The 17,710-nt window shown below is 68.4% G+C and carries 22 protein-coding genes; 15 read left to right on the forward strand and 7 right to left on the reverse strand.

The genetic code is table 11. The features are described 5' to 3' along the window. The first annotated feature begins 97 nt into the window (after nt 1–97). Genes cls through CY658_RS26735 form a run of 4 tightly spaced genes read left to right on the forward strand, consistent with a single transcriptional unit; the run spans nt 98 to nt 3,976 of the window. The gene (cls, locus tag CY658_RS26720; protein ID WP_101493056.1) at nt 98–1,546 is read left to right on the forward strand and encodes a cardiolipin synthase; all 1,449 of its coding nucleotides are present in this window, start codon (nt 98–100) and stop codon (nt 1,544–1,546) included. After that, nucleotides 1,547–2,986, forward strand: coding sequence for an exodeoxyribonuclease I (sbcB, locus tag CY658_RS26725; RefSeq protein ID WP_101493057.1), 1,440 nt, complete (start codon nt 1,547–1,549; stop codon nt 2,984–2,986). It begins immediately after the preceding gene. Nucleotides 2,987–3,006: 20 nt separating this feature from the next. Then, nucleotides 3,007–3,438 (forward strand): DUF3574 domain-containing protein, encoded by a 432-nt coding sequence (locus CY658_RS26730; protein ID WP_101493058.1) that lies wholly within the window; start codon nt 3,007–3,009, stop codon nt 3,436–3,438. Continuing rightward, nucleotides 3,425–3,976 carry a GNAT family N-acetyltransferase gene (locus CY658_RS26735; protein WP_257885000.1) on the forward strand — a complete coding sequence of 184 codons (552 nt, stop codon included), beginning with the start codon at nt 3,425–3,427 and terminating at the stop codon, nt 3,974–3,976. Before CY658_RS26730 ends, CY658_RS26735 begins: the two co-directional genes overlap by 14 nt. On the opposite strand, the gene CY658_RS26740 is transcribed toward CY658_RS26735, so the two are convergent. Both CY658_RS26740 and CY658_RS26745 read right to left on the reverse strand, forming a co-directional pair. Continuing rightward, a complete protein-coding gene (locus CY658_RS26740) occupies nt 3,973–4,482 on the reverse strand; it encodes a GNAT family N-acetyltransferase (protein WP_101493059.1) in 510 nt (169 codons plus the stop codon). The genes CY658_RS26735 and CY658_RS26740 overlap by 4 nt on opposite strands. 10 nt (nt 4,483–4,492) lie before the next feature. Continuing rightward, entirely contained in the window at nt 4,493–5,557 is a 1,065-nt protein-coding gene (locus CY658_RS26745) for a DUF72 domain-containing protein (protein WP_101493060.1), read from the reverse strand. A gap of 61 nt (nt 5,558–5,618) precedes the next feature. Here CY658_RS26745 and CY658_RS26750 point away from each other — a divergent pair, with 61 nt between their 5' ends. The 8 genes from CY658_RS26750 to CY658_RS26785 all read left to right on the forward strand — a co-directional run bounded on the left by CY658_RS26750 (nt 5,619) and on the right by CY658_RS26785 (nt 12,071). Next, the gene (locus CY658_RS26750) at nt 5,619–7,097 is read left to right on the forward strand and encodes a sensor histidine kinase (RefSeq protein ID WP_101493061.1); all 1,479 of its coding nucleotides are present in this window, start codon (nt 5,619–5,621) and stop codon (nt 7,095–7,097) included. Beyond that, complete coding sequence (locus tag CY658_RS26755; RefSeq protein ID WP_101493062.1) at nt 7,094–7,750, forward strand: response regulator transcription factor; 657 nt, start codon at nt 7,094–7,096, stop codon at nt 7,748–7,750. The genes CY658_RS26750 and CY658_RS26755 overlap by 4 nt, the downstream gene beginning before the upstream one ends. Nucleotides 7,751–7,866: 116 nt before the next feature. Continuing rightward, entirely contained in the window at nt 7,867–8,367 is a 501-nt protein-coding gene (locus CY658_RS26760) for a GlcG/HbpS family heme-binding protein (protein WP_099796854.1), read from the forward strand. Continuing rightward, the gene (locus tag CY658_RS26765; RefSeq protein WP_101493063.1) at nt 8,367–9,065 is read left to right on the forward strand and encodes an ankyrin repeat domain-containing protein; all 699 of its coding nucleotides are present in this window, start codon (nt 8,367–8,369) and stop codon (nt 9,063–9,065) included. Before CY658_RS26760 ends, CY658_RS26765 begins: the two co-directional genes overlap by 1 nt. Nucleotides 9,066–9,130: 65 nt before the next feature. After that, a complete protein-coding gene (locus CY658_RS26770) occupies nt 9,131–9,766 on the forward strand; it encodes an FMN-binding negative transcriptional regulator (RefSeq protein WP_101493064.1) in 636 nt (211 codons plus the stop codon). Nucleotide 9,767: 1 nt separating this feature from the next. Then, nucleotides 9,768–9,992 (forward strand): hypothetical protein, encoded by a 225-nt coding sequence (locus CY658_RS26775; protein ID WP_099796857.1) that lies wholly within the window; start codon nt 9,768–9,770, stop codon nt 9,990–9,992. After that, nucleotides 9,982–11,097 carry a tRNA adenosine(34) deaminase TadA gene (tadA, locus tag CY658_RS26780; RefSeq protein ID WP_101493065.1) on the forward strand — a complete coding sequence of 372 codons (1,116 nt, stop codon included), beginning with the start codon at nt 9,982–9,984 and terminating at the stop codon, nt 11,095–11,097. The genes CY658_RS26775 and tadA overlap by 11 nt, the downstream gene beginning before the upstream one ends. Next, a complete protein-coding gene (locus CY658_RS26785) occupies nt 11,094–12,071 on the forward strand; it encodes an LD-carboxypeptidase (RefSeq protein WP_101493066.1) in 978 nt (325 codons plus the stop codon). Before tadA ends, CY658_RS26785 begins: the two co-directional genes overlap by 4 nt. A 46-nt stretch (nt 12,072–12,117) precedes the next feature. Here the strand turns inward: CY658_RS26785 and CY658_RS26790 are convergent, their stop codons facing one another. Beyond that, a complete protein-coding gene (locus CY658_RS26790; protein ID WP_101493067.1) occupies nt 12,118–12,453 on the reverse strand; it encodes a hypothetical protein in 336 nt (111 codons plus the stop codon). Between the two features lie 330 nt (nt 12,454–12,783). Here CY658_RS26790 and CY658_RS26795 point away from each other — a divergent pair, with 330 nt between their 5' ends. The 3 genes from CY658_RS26795 to CY658_RS26805 all read left to right on the forward strand — a co-directional run bounded on the left by CY658_RS26795 (nt 12,784) and on the right by CY658_RS26805 (nt 14,622). Continuing rightward, nucleotides 12,784–13,731: an adenylate/guanylate cyclase domain-containing protein gene (locus CY658_RS26795; RefSeq protein WP_101493068.1), complete on the forward strand. Its 948-nt coding sequence runs from the start codon at nt 12,784–12,786 to the stop codon at nt 13,729–13,731. A 121-nt stretch (nt 13,732–13,852) separates the two neighbouring features. Beyond that, nucleotides 13,853–14,206: a hypothetical protein gene (locus CY658_RS26800; protein WP_101493069.1), complete on the forward strand. Its 354-nt coding sequence runs from the start codon at nt 13,853–13,855 to the stop codon at nt 14,204–14,206. 185 nt (nt 14,207–14,391) lie between these two features. Further along, on the forward strand, nt 14,392–14,622 hold the full coding sequence (locus CY658_RS26805; RefSeq protein WP_225617034.1) for a hypothetical protein: 231 nt from the start codon (nt 14,392–14,394) through the stop codon (nt 14,620–14,622). Between the two features lie 18 nt (nt 14,623–14,640). On the opposite strand, the gene CY658_RS26810 is transcribed toward CY658_RS26805, so the two are convergent. The 4 genes from CY658_RS26810 to CY658_RS26825 all read right to left on the reverse strand — a co-directional run bounded on the left by CY658_RS26810 (nt 14,641) and on the right by CY658_RS26825 (nt 17,686). Further along, a complete protein-coding gene (locus CY658_RS26810; protein ID WP_101493070.1) occupies nt 14,641–15,000 on the reverse strand; it encodes a response regulator in 360 nt (119 codons plus the stop codon). Between the two features lie 85 nt (nt 15,001–15,085). Then, nucleotides 15,086–16,303 (reverse strand): hybrid sensor histidine kinase/response regulator, encoded by a 1,218-nt coding sequence (locus tag CY658_RS26815; RefSeq protein WP_101493071.1) that lies wholly within the window; start codon nt 16,301–16,303, stop codon nt 15,086–15,088. Then, on the reverse strand, nt 16,293–16,907 hold the full coding sequence (locus tag CY658_RS26820; protein WP_101493072.1) for a chemotaxis protein CheB: 615 nt from the start codon (nt 16,905–16,907) through the stop codon (nt 16,293–16,295). The genes CY658_RS26815 and CY658_RS26820 overlap by 11 nt, the downstream gene beginning before the upstream one ends. Beyond that, a complete protein-coding gene (locus CY658_RS26825) occupies nt 16,904–17,686 on the reverse strand; it encodes a CheR family methyltransferase (protein WP_153286102.1) in 783 nt (260 codons plus the stop codon). The genes CY658_RS26820 and CY658_RS26825 overlap by 4 nt, the downstream gene beginning before the upstream one ends. Between the last annotated feature and the right edge of the window lie 24 nt (nt 17,687–17,710).

The raw sequence follows: 17,710 nt of genomic DNA on the forward strand, positions 1-17,710 counted from the left end.
AGCCGCTGTAAGGAACGAAGTCAAAGGCCGGTAGCATTCGCTGCCGGCCTTTTTCTTTGGGCCGGCCAAAAACACTCCGCCTTCATCCGCTTTCGCCTTGATCCTTCCCGAACTCAGCCACGAATGGAAAACCGGCCTCTCCCTGGCGTGGAGCGGCTACATCGCCGTGCTGTCGATCTGGATCGTGATGCAAAAGCGCGCGCCGGTGTCCACCATGAGCTGGATCCTGTCGCTGGCGCTGCTGCCGTTCGCGGGCTTCATCGTCTATTACTTCCTGGGGCCGCAGCGGCTGCGCAAGCAGCGGCTCAAGCGCCTGCGCAGCCGTGCCAACGCGCATTCGCAGGCCGACGTGGCGCGGCTGCGGGACGCCTCGCAGCACGCGCCGCCGGCGCTGCAGCAGATGGCCCGGCTGGGCACCGCCGCGTGCGGCCTGCCGGTGTCGAGTGCCACAAGCGTCGAGCTGCTCTCGGGCGGTGCGCGCACCTTCGACGCGATCTTCGAGGCCGTGCGCGCGGCGCGCGACCACATCCACCTCGAGTACTACATCTTCGAGCCTGACCAGATCGGCACCGCCTTGCGCGACCTGCTGATCGAGCGCGTGCAGGCGGGCGTGCGGGTGCGCCTGCTGCTCGACGCGCTCGGCTCCAAGCGCATCGGCCGCAAGTTCATGGCGCCGATGCTCGCGGCGGGCGTGGAGGTGGCGCTGTTCCACGACACCAAGATCGGCCGGCGCCTGCGCCCCGTGACCAACTACCGCACCCACCGCAAGATCGTGGTGTGCGACGGCCGCGTCGGCTTCACCGGCGGCGTGAACATCACCGACGAGGAAGACAAGCGCACCAACCCCAAGGACGCCTACCACGACGTGCATGTGCGCATCGAAGGCAGCGCGGTGCGCTGGTTGCAGACCACCTTCCTCGAAGACTGGAGCTACGCCACAGGCAAGAACCGGCACCGCTCGGACGCCGTCCTGGACGTGCTGATGCCCCAGGTGGAAGCGGGCGACATTCCGGTGCAGATCGTCACCAGCGGCCCCGACAACGCGTTCGAGGCCATTCACCGCATGCACGTCGAGGCGATCCATTCGGCCACGCGCCGGGCCTGGCTCACCACGCCGTACTTCGTGCCGGGCGAGCCCGCGCTGATGGCGCTGACCAGTGCGGCGCTGCGCGGCGTCGACGTGCGGCTGCTCGTGCCGCGCCGCAGCGACTCGGCCATCGTGAGCGCCGCGGCGCGTTCGTACTTCGACGAGCTGATGACCGCGGGCGTCAAGATCTGGGAGTACAAGGAACGCATGCTGCACTCCAAGACGCTGGTGGTCGACGACCATTGCGCGATGATCGGCACCGCCAATTTCGACAACCGCAGCTTCCGGCTCAACTTCGAAGTCTGCGCCGTGGTCTACGGACCCGCGCTGACCCAGCCGCTGGCGGCGCAGTTCGAAACCGACCTGCACAGCTCCGGCTCCGTGCGTGCCCACCGGCCGCAGACTTTCTGGCGCCGCCTCGGCGATGCCATTGCGCGACTGTTTTCTCCCTTGCTCTGAATGAACCACACCTTTCTCTGGCACGACTACGAAACCTTTGGCGCCGTGCCGCGCCGCGACCGTCCTTCGCAGTTCGCCGCCATCCGCACGGACGCCGAACTCAACGAGGTCGGCGAGCCGCTGATGATCTATTGCAAGCCCGCGCCGGACTACCTGCCCAGCCCCGAGGCCTGCCTGATCACCGGCATCACGCCGCAGATCTGCCTGGAGCGCGGCATTCCCGAGCACGAGTTCGCGGCGCAAATCGAGCAAGCCTTCTCGCAGCCCGGCACCGTCGGCGTCGGCTACAACACCATCCGCTTCGACGACGAGGTCACGCGCTTCCTGTTCTGGCGCAACCTCATCGACCCGTACGCGCGCGAATGGCAGAACGACTGCGGCCGCTGGGACCTGCTCGACGTGGTGCGCCTTACCTACGCGCTGCGCCCCGACGGCATCGAGTGGCCGAAGAAGGAAGACGGCAAACCCAGCTTCAAGCTCGAAGACCTGGCGCGCGCCAACGGCCTGCTGCACGAATCGGCGCACGATGCGCTGTCCGACGTGCGCGCCACCATCGCGCTGGCCCGGCTCATCCGCGACAAGCAGCCCAAGCTGTTCGATTTCGCCTTCAGCCTGCACAAGAAGGACCGCGTGGCGATTGAGCTCAGCCTGCCCGCGATGCGCGAGACGGCCAAGCCTTTCCTGCACGTGTCGGGCATGTTCCCGGTCGAGCGCGGCTGCCTGGCCGTGATGTGGCCGCTGGCCAGCCATCCGACCAACAAGAACGAGCTGCTGGCCTGGGACCTGTCGCAAGACCCGAGCGAGTTGCGCGACCTCGACGCCGAGACGCTGCGTCTGCGCCTGTTCACGCGCACCGCCGACCTGCCCGAAGGCATGACGCGGCTACCGATGAAGAGCGTGCACCTGAACAAGTCGCCGATGGTCGTCGGCAACCTGCGCACGCTCGCACCGGCCATGGCCGAGCGCTGGGGTGTCGACATGGACACCGCCATGCGCCACGCCGCCATCGCGCGCGACCTGCCCGACATGAGCGCCATCTGGTCGCAGGTTTTTTCCCGCCCGAAGGAGGCGACGCCCGATGTCGATGAAGACCTCTACGGCGGCTTTGTCGGCAACGGCGATCGCCGGCGCCTGAACCAGCTGCGCGGGCTGTCGCCCGAAGGGCTCGCCAAGGAGCGCGTGGCCTTCGACGACGGACGGCTCGACGAAATCCTGTTCCGCTACCGCGCGCGCAACTGGCCCGAGTCGTTGAACGAGGAAGAAACCGAGCGCTGGGAAGCGCTGCGCGTGGCGCGCCTCTTCAAGGGCGAGGGCGGGGCGCGCACCATCGAGGCGCTGTTCAGCGAGGTCGATGCGCTGTCCGAGAACGCCGACGAGCGCGGCGAGGAAATCCTTGGCGCGCTGTACGAGTACGCCGAGATGATCGCGCCCGAGGCCTGAAGCAAGACCGAGGTGCCGGCATGAGCGTCGCACGTCACACACTGTCTCGCGCAGGCGTGGCGGGCGCATTGGTCGCTGCGGTGCTTGCAGGTTGTGCCGCAGGGCCTCCCGGCAACTGCGCCACAGGCTTCGAAGCCTTCGAGCGCGACACCCTCTATTTCGGCCGCGCCATTCCCACGGGCGGTCAGGTGTCCGACACCGACTGGGCCGACTTTCTCGACACCCGCGTGACCTCGGCCTTTCCGCAGGGCTTCACCGTGATCGACGCCGCCGGCCAGTGGCGGGGCGCGTCGGGGCAGGTGGTGCGCGAGCCTTCAAAGCTGGTCGTGCTGCTGCACCCGCGTGACGCCAAGGCCGACGCGGCCATCGCCACGTTGATCGACACCTACCGCCAGCGCTTTGCGCAAGAGGCGGTGTTGCAGGAAAGGCAATCCGTCTGTGGCCGTTTCTGACATCGTTCCCACCGTTCGCCGATTGATCCCTGCCGATGCGCCGGCCTACCGCGCGCTGATGCTCGACGCCTATGCGCGGCACCCCGAGGCGTTCACTTCCACGGTCGAGGAGCGCGCCAGCTTGCCGCCGACGTGGTGGGAGACGCGCCTGCGCACGGATGCCGACGCCGCCGAGGTGGTGTACGGCGCCTTCGATGCCGATGGCGCACTCATCGGCGCGGCGGGCCTCGGCCGTGAATCGCGGCAGCGCACCCGCCACAAGGCGACCTTGTTCGGCATGGTTGTGGCGGAATCGGCGCGGCGCGTGGGCGCCGGGCGGCAACTGGTGCTTGCCTTGCTCGCGCATGCGCGCACACTCGACGGCGTGCGTGTGGTGCAACTGACCGTGACGGAAGGCAATCGCCCGGCGCAGGCGCTGTACGAGCGCTGCGGCTTCCAGGTCTTCGGCGTCGAGCCGATGGCCACCGTGCTCGATGGTGCGTTCTCGTCGAAGGTCCACATGTGGTGCGACCTCGACGCCGCACCGCCGCCTGTCTAGCCGCCGCGCTCGCGCACCATCAGCAGCGCGGGCCCGTCGGGCGTGACCACTTCGCCCAGTGCGCGGAAGCCGGCCTTGGCATAGCTGCGGATCGCGCGTGCGTTGCGTGGTGACGGATCGGTCTGGATGCGCGTCACCGCCGGGTCCGCGAACAGCTGGTCCGTGAAGGCCCGCACCATCGCGCTGCCGAGGCCGCGATTCAATTGGTCCGCCTGCGCGAGGAACTGGTCGATGCCCCGAGCGCCCGGGTCGCGCTCGTCTTCCCACCAGCCATCGCCCGAACCCATCACGACATAAGACTGGATGAATCCCAGGGGCTGCCCATCGCGCAGCGCGATGTAGCCGCGGTCGGGCGAATCAGGCGCGAGCATCGGCGTGAAGTCGGCCTCGACCTCCGCGAGCGTGGGCACGGGCGTCCACCACTCGGCCACATGCGGGCGGCACAGCCAGTCGTGAAGCATCGCGAAGTCTGTGGATTGCAGCGGCCGGAACGAGATCGAATGCATGGCGGGTGTCCTAGCGGCACATCCGGTCGGCGATGTCTTGCGCCAGCGAGGCGATGGTCAGCGGCGCGCAGCCTTCGGCGTTGTTGCTCACGGTGACGAAGGCGTTCTGCCCGGCGCCCGTGGTGCCGGCAATCACCTTGGCCAGCGCGGCGCGGGTTTCGGGGTCGGGGTCGAGCACCTTGTCGAAGGGGCCGTAGAGCTTCTCGGCGTCTTCATAACCAAAGCGGCCGTGGCGGCGGTGCAGGTTCCAGCGACAGACCAGCGGCCCGGGCCACAGCGCGCGCAGCATCGGCAACTGGTCTTCAATGGGTGGCATCTTCGCGTGCAGACCCATGCAGAAGGTGGCGCCCACGCTGCGCAGCATGTCGGCGAAAGCGGGGCACAGCAGCTGCGGGTCGCGCACTTCGACGGCGAGCACGGCGTCGGGCGCGGTCGGCTTCAGGTCGGGCATCGCCGCCAGCATGGCGCCGATGCGCGCGATGAGCGCGGGCTGGTCGGCCAGCAGGTGCGCGGGAATCGGGCTCAGCTGGAACACCAGCGCGCCGATGCGGTGGCCCAGCCCGTCGAGTGCCGGCTGCACGAACTCCTGCAGCGCGATCTCGTGGCTCAGGAACACGGGGTTGGTCTGCGTGCCGCGGCCGCTTTCGTCGCGCACGGTGGCGTCGGTGACAAGGCTCGGCGCCTTCACGACGAAGCGGAAATCGTCCGGCACCATGGCCGCATAGCGCGCGTACTGGCTGGCGGTGAGGGCGCGGTAGAAGTTGCGGTCCAGGCTCACGGTACGCAGCAACGGGTGCTGCGCGAGCGCCGACAGGCCGTTCTTCGAGAGCACGGCTTCGGCGTAGTCGCCGTCCCAGACCAGGCCGGCCCAGCCGGGGTAGCTCCATGACGAGGTGCCCAGGCGCAGTTGCGGCGGCAACTCAGCGGCGAGGGCGACCAGCCCCGCGTCGGGAGCCACCGGCTTCACGGTGGCACCGCGCGATTTCTTCGGCGAAGGCGCCGGCGCGTCAACCTCTTCGGTCGGTCTCGGAAGATCGGGGAGATCGGAAAAGAGGGAGTCCTGCACGTCAGCCATGTCTGGGTCGGCATTTTCGGTCAAGCGGGGAGGCCTGTCGGCGCCGGGCACAATCCGCGCCATGACACAGTGGTTGCGTACGCGGGGTGGTTGGTGGCTGGCGTGGGTGGTGCTCACGGCCGCCGGGGCCGTGTGGTTCGCGCGCGCCGAGCTGACCCGACTCCAGCAGGATTTCGAGACCGACGCGCGCATCGCGCACCGGCTCATGAGCCAGCAGGTGGTGCAGTACGACGCGGTGCTGGCCACGCTCGCGCTGCTGGAGCCCAACGCCGGCGCCGACTACCCGGAGCGGCGCCTGCCGTCGGTGTACTCGTCGATCCTGCGCGTGCAGCGGCGCGCGGCCGACGAGCCCTGGCCCGATGCCGAACACGCCGACGCACTGGCCGCCGCCGAGGCCCGCTCCCGCGCCGAGCGCCGCGCCGACCTGGCCGTGCTCGATCTGCCGCATGGCCGCTACCAGCTCGTGATCGGTTCCGAGCCGCTCAGCTATGCGCTCGAGATCGACCTCGTCGGCTCGGTGCCCTGGCGCGACTGGCCGATGAACCCGCAGCGCAGCCCGGTGCGCCTGATCCTGCAGCGCGACGGTCAGCAGCTGGTGTTGCAACCCGGCCAGTCGGCCGAACATGGCTGGCGCTACAGCCTGAGCAAGGCGCTCGCGTCGCCGAGCCAGCCCTTCGAGCTGGTGGCCGAGCGCCAGGTCGGCTGGGCCGAGCTGCCGTGGCGCACCATTGGCGGCTGGGCCGTGGCGATGGCGCTGTTGCTGGCCGGCCTTTGGGCCGCGCAGCGCCAGCGCATCGCACGGCGCCGCGCCGAAGAGCTGCTGCGCCTGGGCCAGGTCGCGCGGCTCAATGCGCTGGGCGAGCTGTCGGCCGGGCTGGCGCACGAACTCAACCAGCCGCTCACGGCCGTGCTGGCCAACGCCCAGGCCGCGCGCCGCCTGCTCGACGATGACCCGCCCGACCTCGCCACCGCACGCGATGCCATGGGGCAGGCCGTCGAGCAGGCCCGCCGCGCGGCCGGCGTGGTCGGCCGCCTGCGTCGCGTGATCGAACGCCCCGAGGCTGGCGGCGACGTCAAGCCGCTGGTGCTGCAGGAGGTGGTGCGCAGCGCCATGCACCTGCTGGCGCCCGAGTTCGCGCGCCATGGTGTCGCGGCCCAGTTCGACGCCAGCGCGCAGGCGCCCGTGCGTGTGCAGGCCGAAGCCGTGGCGCTGGAGCAGATCGTGCACAACCTGCTGATGAACGCGACGCAGGCGCTCGACCTCGTGCCTGCGGCCGAGCGACGCCTCGTGGTCTCGGTCGGCCGCAACGGCGAGGAGGGCGTGCTGACCGTCACCGACAACGGCCGCGGCATCGCGCCCGAGGCGCTGCCGCGCCTGTTCGAACCTTTCTTCAGCACGCGCGAAGGCGGCCTGGGCCTCGGCCTGAGCCTGAGCGAAACGCTGGCCAGCGGCATGGGCGGCAGCCTGAGCGCGGCCAACGCCTCGCCGCGCGGTGCGCGCTTCACCTTGCTGCTGCCGCTGGTGGCACCTTCGACATGAACACTCCGACCGCCGCCGACCAGCCCCAATCGCCCCTGATCCACCTGATCGACGACGACCAGGCCGTGCGCGACAGCCTGTCGTTGCTGATCGGCACGGTCGGCCTGCGCGTGCAGGGCTGGGCCGATCCGCAGGCCTTCATCGACGGCTTCGACCGCGCGAGCGTCGGCGCCATCGTGCTCGACGTGCGCATGCCCGGCATCAGCGGCCTCACGGTGCTCGACCGGCTGGTGGCGCAGGGCGTCGACCAGCCCGTGATCATGCTGACCGGCCACGGCACGGTCGAGATGTGCCGCCGCGCCTTCAAGGCCGGCGCGGCCGAGTTCCTCGAGAAGCCGGTGGACGACGAGCAGCTGCTCGAAGCCCTGCAGCAGGCCGTGCGCCAGCACGTGCGCACGCGCGAGCGCTCGCAGGCCGACAACGCCGCGCGCGAGCGGGTCGCGCAGCTGTCGGAGCGCGAGCGCGAGGTGCTGGCCTTCATCGTGCAGGGGCTCACCAACAAGGAGATCGCGCGCGTGCTGGCGCTGTCGCCGCGCACCGTCGAGACCCACCGCGCGAACCTGTTCGCCAAGCTCGATTGCGATTCGCTCGCGCAGCTGATCCGGCGCTATGCCGTGCTGGCGTCGGATGCGGGAGAAGAGGGCGCTCCGTAGTTCTACGGAGTGCCGGGCGTAGCCGTACGAATGGCCGCGGCGGGCTGGATTTTTTACAGTGACACAGCTGTCGGCACAGGCCGGCACGAACCCTCTCATCACTGGAGAAAAACACCATGCAATCGATCATCCGCGTGGGCGGCCTCGCCGTTCTGCTCGCTGCTTCCGTCGCCCAGGCCCAGACGCCGGCCCCCGCTGTTCGCACCGAGAAGAACATCTCGCTCGCGCTGGCCAACCAGATCGCCGCAGAAACCGTCGCCGCCTGCGCTGCCAACGGCTACAACGTGGCCGCTACGGTGGTCGACCGCGCCGGTCTCGTGCGCGCCGTGCAACGTGCCGACAACGCCGGCCCGCACACCCTGGCATCGAGCGAGCGCAAGGCCTGGACCTCGGCTTCGGCCAAGAGCCCCACGCAAGCCATGATGGAAGGCGCCCAGAAGAACCCCGGCGCCGCCAACCTCGTGTACCTGCCGGGCTTCCTGTTGCTGGGCGGCGGCGTGCCGATCAAGTCGGGCAACGAAGTGATCGGTGCCGTGGGCGTGGGCGGTGCGCCGGGCGGCCACCTCGACGAGCAGTGCGCCAACGCCGCGCTCGAGAAGGTCAAGGGCCAACTCTGATGACGGCGCGCGGTCTCTGGTCGGCGGTGCTCGCCGCCGCGATCGGCTGGAGCGCCGCGCCCGGTGCGGCGGCCCAGGTGCCGCCGCTGGCTGCCGAAGTGCTGGCCTACGAAGGCCTGCATCGCGCGGCCTGGCACGGCGATCTGCCCAAGCTCAAGAGCCTGATCGCCTCCGGCGCCAGCCTCGATGTGCGCGACGCGCGCGGCCGCACGCCGCTGCAGGTCGCCACCTATGCGCGCCAGCGCGACGCCGTGAAGCTGCTCGCCAAGGCGGGTGCAAACATCGACCTGCTCGAAGACGACCGCTACGACGCCGTGACGATCGCGTCCGTGGCCGACGACGTGACCACGCTCACGCTGCTGCTGCAACTGGGCGCCAAGCCCGGGCAGACCACCAGCCGCTACGACGGCACCGCATTGATCGCCGCCGCGCACCTGGGGCACGACGAGGTCGTGCGCCGGCTGGTCGCAGCGGGTGCGCCGCTGGACCATGTGAACAACCTGCACTGGACCGCGACGATCGAATCGATCGTGCTGGGCGACGGTGGCGCACGCCACCAGCGCACCCTGGCCGCGCTGATCGCCGGCGGCGCCAACCTGCAACTGGCCGACCGCCAGGGCCTCACGCCGCTGCAACTGGCGAAGGCGCGCGGCTACACGGCGATGGTGAAGCAGCTGGAAGCGGCACGCGCCAAGTAGCCCGCCTGGAGCGCAAGCCGGGGCGACTCGGGGACAATCGGAGCTCCCCACGAGGAACCCGCCCCATGTACATGCCTCCGCAGTTCAACGCCAAGGACCCGGCCGTCGCGCTGGGCCTGATGCGCGCGCACCCCTTTGCCAACCTGATCTCGAACGACGACGAGGGCTTGCCCTTCGTCACCCATCTGCCCATCGTGGCCGAGCCGCGAGAGGGTGATGCGCTCGTGCTGCTGGGGCACTGTGCCAAGCCCAACCCGCATTGGCGCTACCTGCAGGCGCGACCGCGCGCGGTCGTGGTCTTCCAGGGGCCGCATGCTTACCTGTCGCCCTCGGTCTATCCCGACCTGGCGCGGGTGCCGACATGGAACTACCTCGCGGTCCATTGCACCGTCGAAGCCCGGCTCATCGAGACACCCGAGGCCAAGGACGCGCTGCTCAAGAAGCTCATCGGCGACCACGAGCCGGCCTATGCCCAGCAGTGGAAAGACCTCGGCGAGGAGTTCCAGCGCAAGATGCTGGCCGGCATCATGGGCTTCGAGCTGCACGTGACGGCGCTGCAATGCAAGATCAAGCTCAACCAGCACCGGCCCGAATCGCACGCGGCAATGGGCGAGGTCTACCGCGCCGGCTCGCCGGACGAACAGGCGCTGGCCGTGTGGATGGAGCGGCTCGGCATGGTCGCTGCACCGGAGGCACGCTGAAATGCGGATGTTCGGTTTGATCGGCCTCGTGCTCGCGCTGGTCGTCGTCGGCCTGCTGGCAAAGCAGCAGCTGTCGCGCACCGCCATCGCCAAGCAACCGGCCGCACCTGGTGCGTCGGCCCCGGCGGCTGCCGATGTGCGTACGCAGGCGCAGCAGGTCCAGCAACAGGTCAAGGACGCCCTCGACGCCGCGGCCCAGGCCCGCAAGATGCCCGATGACAACTGAGCCGGTCGCCTCACCATCGGACGCGCACTGGATGGCGCTCGCGCTGCAGGAAGCGCAGCACGCCGCCGACGCAGGCGAGGTGCCGGTGGGCGCGGTGCTGGTGAAAGACGGGCAAGTCATCGCGACCGGCCGCAACACCCCCGTGGCGCAGCACGATCCGAGCGCGCACGCCGAGATCAACGCGCTGCGTGCCGGAGCTACGGCGCTCGGCAACTACCGGCTCGACGGCTGCGAACTCTTCGTCACGCTCGAGCCCTGTGCGATGTGCGCGGGCGCGATGCTGCATTCGCGATTGGCGCGCGTGGTGTTCGGCGCGGCCGATCCCAAGACCGGTGCCGCGGGCTCGGTGCTCGATCTGTTCGCCGAGCCGAAGCTGAACCATCACACGCGTGTGCAGGGCGGCGTGCTGGCCGACGACTGCAGCGCGTTGCTGCAGCGCTTCTTCCAGCAACGCCGCAGCGTCGCGCGCGCGCAGGCCGAACCGCTGCGTGACGATGCCTTGCGCACGCCGGCCGAGCGCTTTGCCGCGCTTGTCGATTTCGACTGTGCGCCGCACCACGTCCAGGACCTGGCGGTCCTGCAAGGCTGGCGTCTGCACTGGGTGGACGAGAGCGGCCCGGCTGGCAGTGACGGCCGCGTGGCCGACTGCCTGTGTCTGCATGGCCCGGGCGAGTGGGGCTACTTCTTTCGCCACCTCGTCGGCGCGCCCGGTGTGCGCACGCTGGTGCCCGACCTGATCGGCTTCGGCAAAAGCGACAAACCCAAGCGCGAAGCAACGCATCGGCTCGAATGGCACCGCGACGTGCTGCTGGCGTGGCTCGACGAAGTCCATCCCGAACCACTCGCGCTGGTCCACAGCGAGGCGGGCGGCGAACTGGCAACGCTGCTGCAAGCGGCGGCACCGGGCCGCTTCGTCGCGAGCCTCGTCGCACCCGACAACGGCGTGCGCGCCAAGGACGCCTGGCGTGCGCCGTTCCCCGACCGGGGCTACGAGGCCGCGCTGCGTGCGCTCGGTCCACGCGCCGCATCGGGTGGGCCAACGGCAGCGCAGGCCGCCCCCCTGGCCCGGCAGATCCGGGACGCAATGGGATACTCGACGCCGTGACTTCGCAACATATCTACATCTACTCCCCCTCCAGTGCCATCCGCGACAAAGCCGCCTTCCGGCGCGGCGTGGCCCGGCTCAAGGCCCTCGGCCATGAGGTCGAAATCGACGAAGCCGCGCTGACGGCGCACCAGCGTTTTGCGGGCGACGACGCCACCCGGCTCGCCGCTGTCTCGCGCGCCGCCGCGAGCGGCGCCGACGTGGCGCTGATCGCGCGCGGCGGCTACGGCCTCACGCGCATCCTCGAGTCGCTCCCGTACAAGGCGCTGGCCAAGGCGATCGACAAGGGCACCGAGTTCGTCGGCTGCAGCGACTTCACGGCGCTGCAGAACGCACTGCTGGCCAAGAACGGCGCCATCACCTGGTCCGGCCCCGCGGTCGGTGAAGACTTCGGCGCCGAAGGCGGCTCCGACGACATCATGGAAGCCTGCTTCGACGACCTGTTGAGCGGGCAGGGCGAAGGCACCGGCTGGCGCATGCCGGTGCGCGACGCCGAGCTCAAGGTCAAGCCGATCGAAGACGCCGTGCTCTGGGGCGGCAACCTCTGCGTGCTGACCAGTCTGCTGGGCACGCCGTACTTCCCGATGGTCGACAAGGGCGTGCTGTTCATCGAGGACACCAACGAGCACCCGTACCGCATCGAACGCATGCTCGACCAGCTGAAGCTGGCGGGCGTGCTGGCGCGCCAGAAGGCCATCGTGTTCGGCCAGTTCACGGGCGTGCGCAGCATCGCCGGCTACGACCGCGGCTTCGGCATGAACACGGTGATCGACCGGCTGCGCGCCAGCCTGAAGAAGGTGCAGGTGATTGCCGGGCTGCCGTTCGGGCATGTGCAGACCAAGGTGCTGCTGCCGGTGGGTGCGAAGGTGGCGTTGGCCGCCGAGGGGCGCGATGTGTTCCTGGTGTGGGGCCATCGGCATGGCCACCATGACCATGGCGATCACCACGGTCACGACCATCACCACGATCACTGAGCCGCGACGCGGGCGGCTGTCGATGCCGCTCGCTCGCTCAGGCCGGTCACTGGTTCGTGAAACGCTGATGGGCGCGCGGGCCCATCGAGCCGGGCAGGCCGCCCTTGAACATGCTGTTGATTTCTTTCATCTGGCGCCGCGCAGCCGATTCGCCGTCGATGGCGCTCAGCGCGACCATCACGTCCTGACGCAGGTACCAGAGGGCTTCGACATCGACCGCAAAGCGCACGCGTTGACTGACACGCTGGATCGATTGGCCGCCGCGGCCCTGGAGCACCGACAGCATCGCAGTGCGAATGCGGCCGAGCTGACTTTCCCCAACCTGCCGCGATCCCAGGCCGGGTACGTTCAGAAGCTGAAAAAGGCGGCGAAAGAGCAGCATGTCACGAAAAGCGTATTGCCCGGAACTGGAACGGTCGCTACCTTAAGCCTCAGTTGGCCGAGACACAAGATGTGAAACACCGTTTCTTGTTTGCAAACAACAAGCTTTAGCGGTCTCTTTTGTTGTCATTTGAGTTTTGAGTCCAAAAGTATTAAAAAACTTTAGAACTCATCGGCACGATGCGGCAGTGGGCCCGCGTCGTGCAGCGTCAACAAGAAGCTTCTGCGGATCGTTCCTTGCATGTGATGGCGCATGTCGGAGAAACTTCTCGCAGGAGCAGCGAAAGGTCCAGAGCAACATAACCAGCGCTTGCTGCCAAGAAAAAACAGTATGGGTGTCAATTCCACAGTCGTTTTCGCGGACTTGACCGGAAGCACCAGGGTCTTCGAGGCCATGGGGAATGCGCGTGCCACCGAGACCGTGACGCGGCTGACCCAATGGATCGGGCGTGTGTGCGAGGCCCACGGCGGCCGGGTCGTGAAGTCGTTGGGCGACGGTGTGTTCGCCATCTTCACCAGCGGCGCCGCCGCCACGCACGCGGTGATCGAGCTGCAGCGCTACCACCAGAAGCGCCTGGCCGGCTGGCCCGTGCCGCTGCGCATGGCGCTGCAGATCGGCGTGGCCAGCGGCGACGTGGTCGAGGTCGAGGGCGACTGCTTCGGCGATGCCGTCAACCTGGCCTCGCGCCTGAGCGACCTGGCCGGCCCCGGCCAGATCTGGGTCACGGAGACGGTGATCGACCAATTGCACGAAGGCGCCGTGCAGCACCGCGACCTCGGGCCGATCAACATCCGCGGGCGCAGCGAGATGTCGATCGTCCACCGCATCGACTGGCAAGAAGACCTCACGAGCTTCCTGACCGTGCCGGCCGCGCTGCTGCCGGCGCGGCTGCCCGATTCCACCTTCGGACACATCGAGCTCGCATGGCTCGACGTGCGCTCGATGTTCCGCATCGACCAGCTGCCCATTCACCTCGGCCGTGTGGGCGACGCGCAGTTCGTCGTCAACGACCCGCGCGTGTCGCGGCTGCACGCGCGCATCGAAGAACGGCAGGGCAGTTGCGTGCTGATCGACGTCAGCACCTACGGCACCTGGGTGCGCTTCCACGGCAACGGCGGCTCGAGCCACGAGATCGCCCTGCGGCGCGACGAATGCGTGCTGCACGGCCGCGGCGAGATCGGTCTGGGCGCACCGCTGAGCGACTTCAGCGCGCCGACAATCGCCTTCAACACCACGGGCGACGACGTGATGCTGTCGCGCCGGGAAATCGTCGACTGAGGTCGACTGAGACGTCCATTCACGTTTGGCAACCAGCTGGTGACGTTTGGCGTGCACCACGCGGAGGCGAGCCACGTTGCATGACCACCCCGGCGCCGTTCGCGCCGGGCCTGGAGTCCCCATGCATTCCCCCAATGATTCTTCTGTTTTCAGATGGGCCGCCGTTGCCGCCATCGCGGCCGGCGCGCTGCTCGCCACGGGCGCTGCCAGCGCGCGCACGAACTGGTCGGTGCAGATCGGCACACCCGGCGCGGTCTATGCGCCGCCGTACTACGTGCCGCCGCCCGCCTATGCGTACCCGGCCCCGATCTACTACGAGCCGCCACCGCCGCGGGCCTACTACCGCCCGCCGCCGCCCGTGTACTACCGGCCGGCCCCGATCTACACCCCGCCGCCCGGACGCCCGTACTACGGCCCCGGCTATCCCTACCGTCCGCCGAACGATGACGACGACGAGGATGACGACCGCGATTGACCCGCCGCCCGCATGCACGCGGGCATGCCAATTCTTGGCGTGAACTCTGACGAAAACGTCACAATCAGTCACATTTGTAAGTTCAAAGAATTCAATTCATGCCCGAAAGACTGTTTCAGTCGGGGGCATGACACTTGCCTTGGATCGTTCAACAGGCGCGCAGAGTGCCCAAGGAGCGACAAAAAATGCAGACCAGCCTTCGGCCTTTCACCAATGTGGAGGCCGCCATTGCGGCGGTGGAGGCCCTGGACGGTGAACTCCGTAAGTTCGAGCTGGCCGTGGGGGACAACCTCCAGGACAGCATCGGCCTGCAGATGGCGCAGATCACCGACCGCGCGCTTGCACGCGGCTGGGAGCCCAGCGGCTTCATCCAGAAGGAAGGTTTTCGCCTGTATCGCTACCGCGCGATGCGCTGAAAGGCGAGGGGGGCTTGCTCAGCCCGGCGCGAGGATGCGCTCGAGCGCCCCGATGTCGATGGGCTTTTGCAGGTGGTGGTCGAACAGCACCTCACCCGGCGCCGCATTCGCTGCGTCCCGTTCCGAAAAACCAGAAATCGCCACTAGCAGCCGCGGCGCACCTTCGCCCGTCCCCGCGCGCAGACGGCGTGCCACCTCGGTGCCCGGAAAGTCGGGCAAGGTGAGGTCGATCAGCGCCGCATCGAAGCGCTCGCTGGCGGCGGCATCCAGCGCCTGTTGCGCCGTGTAGGTGCAGCGGGCGGTGTGGTCCTGCAGCGTCAGCAGCTCCCGCAGCAGGTCGGCCGCGGCCTCGTTGTCGTCGACGATCAGAACATTCACAGTTGTTGTCTTTCGGCATCCATTGATTGCGATCCCGCAGTATCGGCGCAGTGCCTACGGAAAGCCGTAACAAGGGCTTCGTTTGTTACTTCCCGGCGTCCGGCGTGGCAGGGGGCGTCTGCAGCGGCAGCTCGACGAAAAAGCGCGCGCCCTGGCCCGGTGTGCTCTCCACGCCGATGCGCCCTGCGTGCAGGCTCACGATCTTGTGCGTGATGTACAGCCCGAGGCCCAGGCCGGCCGCGTGTTTGCGGCTGACGTCGGTGCGCTCGAACTGTTCGAAGATGCGCTGGTGGTCCTCGGGCGAGATGCCGATGCCCTGGTCGCGCACGCTCACCACGGCGTTGTCGCCGTCCAGCCGCACCGTCATCTCGACCGGCTTGCCGCCGCCGTAGCGCATCGCGTTGGTCAACAGGTTGGTCAGCACCTGTTCGATGCGGAATTCGTCCCACACGCCGCGCAGCGTGTCGGGCGCCTCCAGCGAAATGGCACAGCCTGCGGCCTCGGCCTGGTGGCGCAGGTTGTCGACCACGGCGCGGGCCAGCTCTGCCAGGTCGACCGGCTTGGTCTGGATCGACAGCGCATCGCGCCGCAGCCGCGTCACGTCGAGCATGTCGTCGATGAGGCGGACCATGTTGCGGATCTGCCGCTGATCGCGTTCGATCATCGTGGGCAGCTTCTCGGGCGAGAAGCTGTCGAGCTTGCCTTTGGACAGGTGCAGCTGGCGCAACTGTGCTTCGAGGTACAGCGTGTTCAGCGGCGTGCGCAGCTCGTGCGACACCATCGACATGAAGTCGTCGCGCATGCGCACCGCGCGTTCCAGTTCGCGCTGCGTGTGTTGCAGTTGCTGCACCAGCTCTTCCTGCTTGCGGTGCGCGGCGGCCAGCGATTCCATCTCATGGCGCAGCGCCTTGCGGTGCTGGTGCAGATCGACGAACACGCTCACCTTGCTGACCACCGCATGCGGGTCGAGCGGCTTGTGCAAAAAGTCGACCGCGCCGCTTTCGTAGCCCTGGAAGGCGTAGTTCATTTCGCGCCCGGCGGCGCTCACGAAGATGATCGGAATGTGCCGCGTGCGCTCGGTGCCACGCATCAGCTCGGCCAGCTCGAAGCCGTTCATGCCGGGCATCTGCACGTCGACGATGGCGAGCGCGAATTCATGCTCCAGCAGCAGGGTCAGCGCCGCCTCGGCCGAGCCGGCGCGGAACACCAGCCGACCGGGCGCGCGAATGAGCGCCTCGAGCGCCAGCAGGTTCTCGGGCAGGTCGTCGACGATCAGCAGCTTGCTTTCGACCTCAATGGGCATGGACGGGCTCCAGTTGCTGCAGCAGGGTGCGCAGGTCACGCAGGGGAAGCACGTGGTCGGGCGTGTGGCGCGCAATGGCGGCGAGGGGCATGGTGGGAACCAGGGCTTCTTTCGGGTCTTGCACGGCGGTGAGCCCGCCGGCGCGGTGGATGCGGAACAGGCCTTCGGCGCCGTCCTCGTTCGCACCGGTCATGAGGAAGCCCGCCACCGACGGCCCGTAGGCGTCGGCGGCCGAGGCCATGAGCACATCGATGGAAGGGCGCGAATACAGCACGGGCGGCTCGCAGCTCAGCGAAAAGCGCCGCTCGCGCTCGATCGACAGGTGGTAGCCCGGCGGCGCGAAGTACAGGCAGCCGTCTGCGATCGGCATCTTGTCGAGCGCCTCGTACACGGGAATCGGCAGGCGCTGCGCAAAGATCTCGGCCAGGTGGCTCTCATGCGATTCGGGCAGGTGCAGCACCACCGCCATCGGAATGCGCCAGCCCGCCGGCAGGCCGTCGAGCACGGTACTGAGCGCGTCGATGCCGCCGGCCGAGGCGCCGAGCACCACGGCTTCGACGCGGCGAACCGGAAAGGAGCGGTGCTGTGTGTTACCGCGCTTCATGCGACCTTGCGGTAGATGCGCTCGGCGCGCGCGTGGGTGTCGAAGCGGTCGGCATAGCCCGAGAAGTCGATGCTCTCCTTCGAGCCCAGCCCGAGAAAACCGCGGTGCGACAGCGACTCGTGGAACAACCCGAGCGCGCGGTCCTGCAGCTGGCGGTTGAAGTAGATCAGCACGTTGCGGCACGACACCAGCTGCGTCTCGGCGAACACGCTGTCGGTGGCCAGGCTGTGGTCGGCAAAGATCACGTCGGCGCACAGCGAAGGGTCGAAGCGCGCGGCCTCGTAGGCGGCGGTGTAGTAGTCGGAGAACGCGCTGAGCCCGCCCGCGCGCTGGTAGTTCGACGTGTAGCCGCGAATGGCCTCGAGCGGAAAGATGCCCTGGCGCGCCTTCTCGAGCGAGGCCGGGTTGATGTCGGTGGCGTAGATCTGCGTGCGTTCGAGCAGCCCTTCCTCGCGCAGCAGGATCGCCAGCGAGAACACCTCTTCGCCCGTGCTGCAGCCCGCCACCCACACCTTGACCGACGGGTAGGTGTGCAGGATCGGCACCACGTGCCGGCGCAGCGCCAGAAAGTAGGCCGGGTCGCGGAACATCTCGCTCACCGGGATCGTCAGGAACTGCAGCAGCCGGCCGAACAGCGTCGCGTCGCGCAGCACGCGGTCCTGCAGCACCGAGATGCTCGGGAACTCCAGCTGCTCCAGCGCATACAGCACGCGGCGTTTTTGCGAGGCCGTCGTGTAGTTGCGGAAGTCGTAGCTGTACTTGAGGTAGATGGCCTCCATCAGCAGGCGCAGCTCGATCTCGGT

Origin of the sequence: Variovorax sp. RO1 (assembly GCF_002849325.1) — a bacterium.
GTDB lineage: Bacteria > Pseudomonadota > Gammaproteobacteria > Burkholderiales > Burkholderiaceae_C > Variovorax.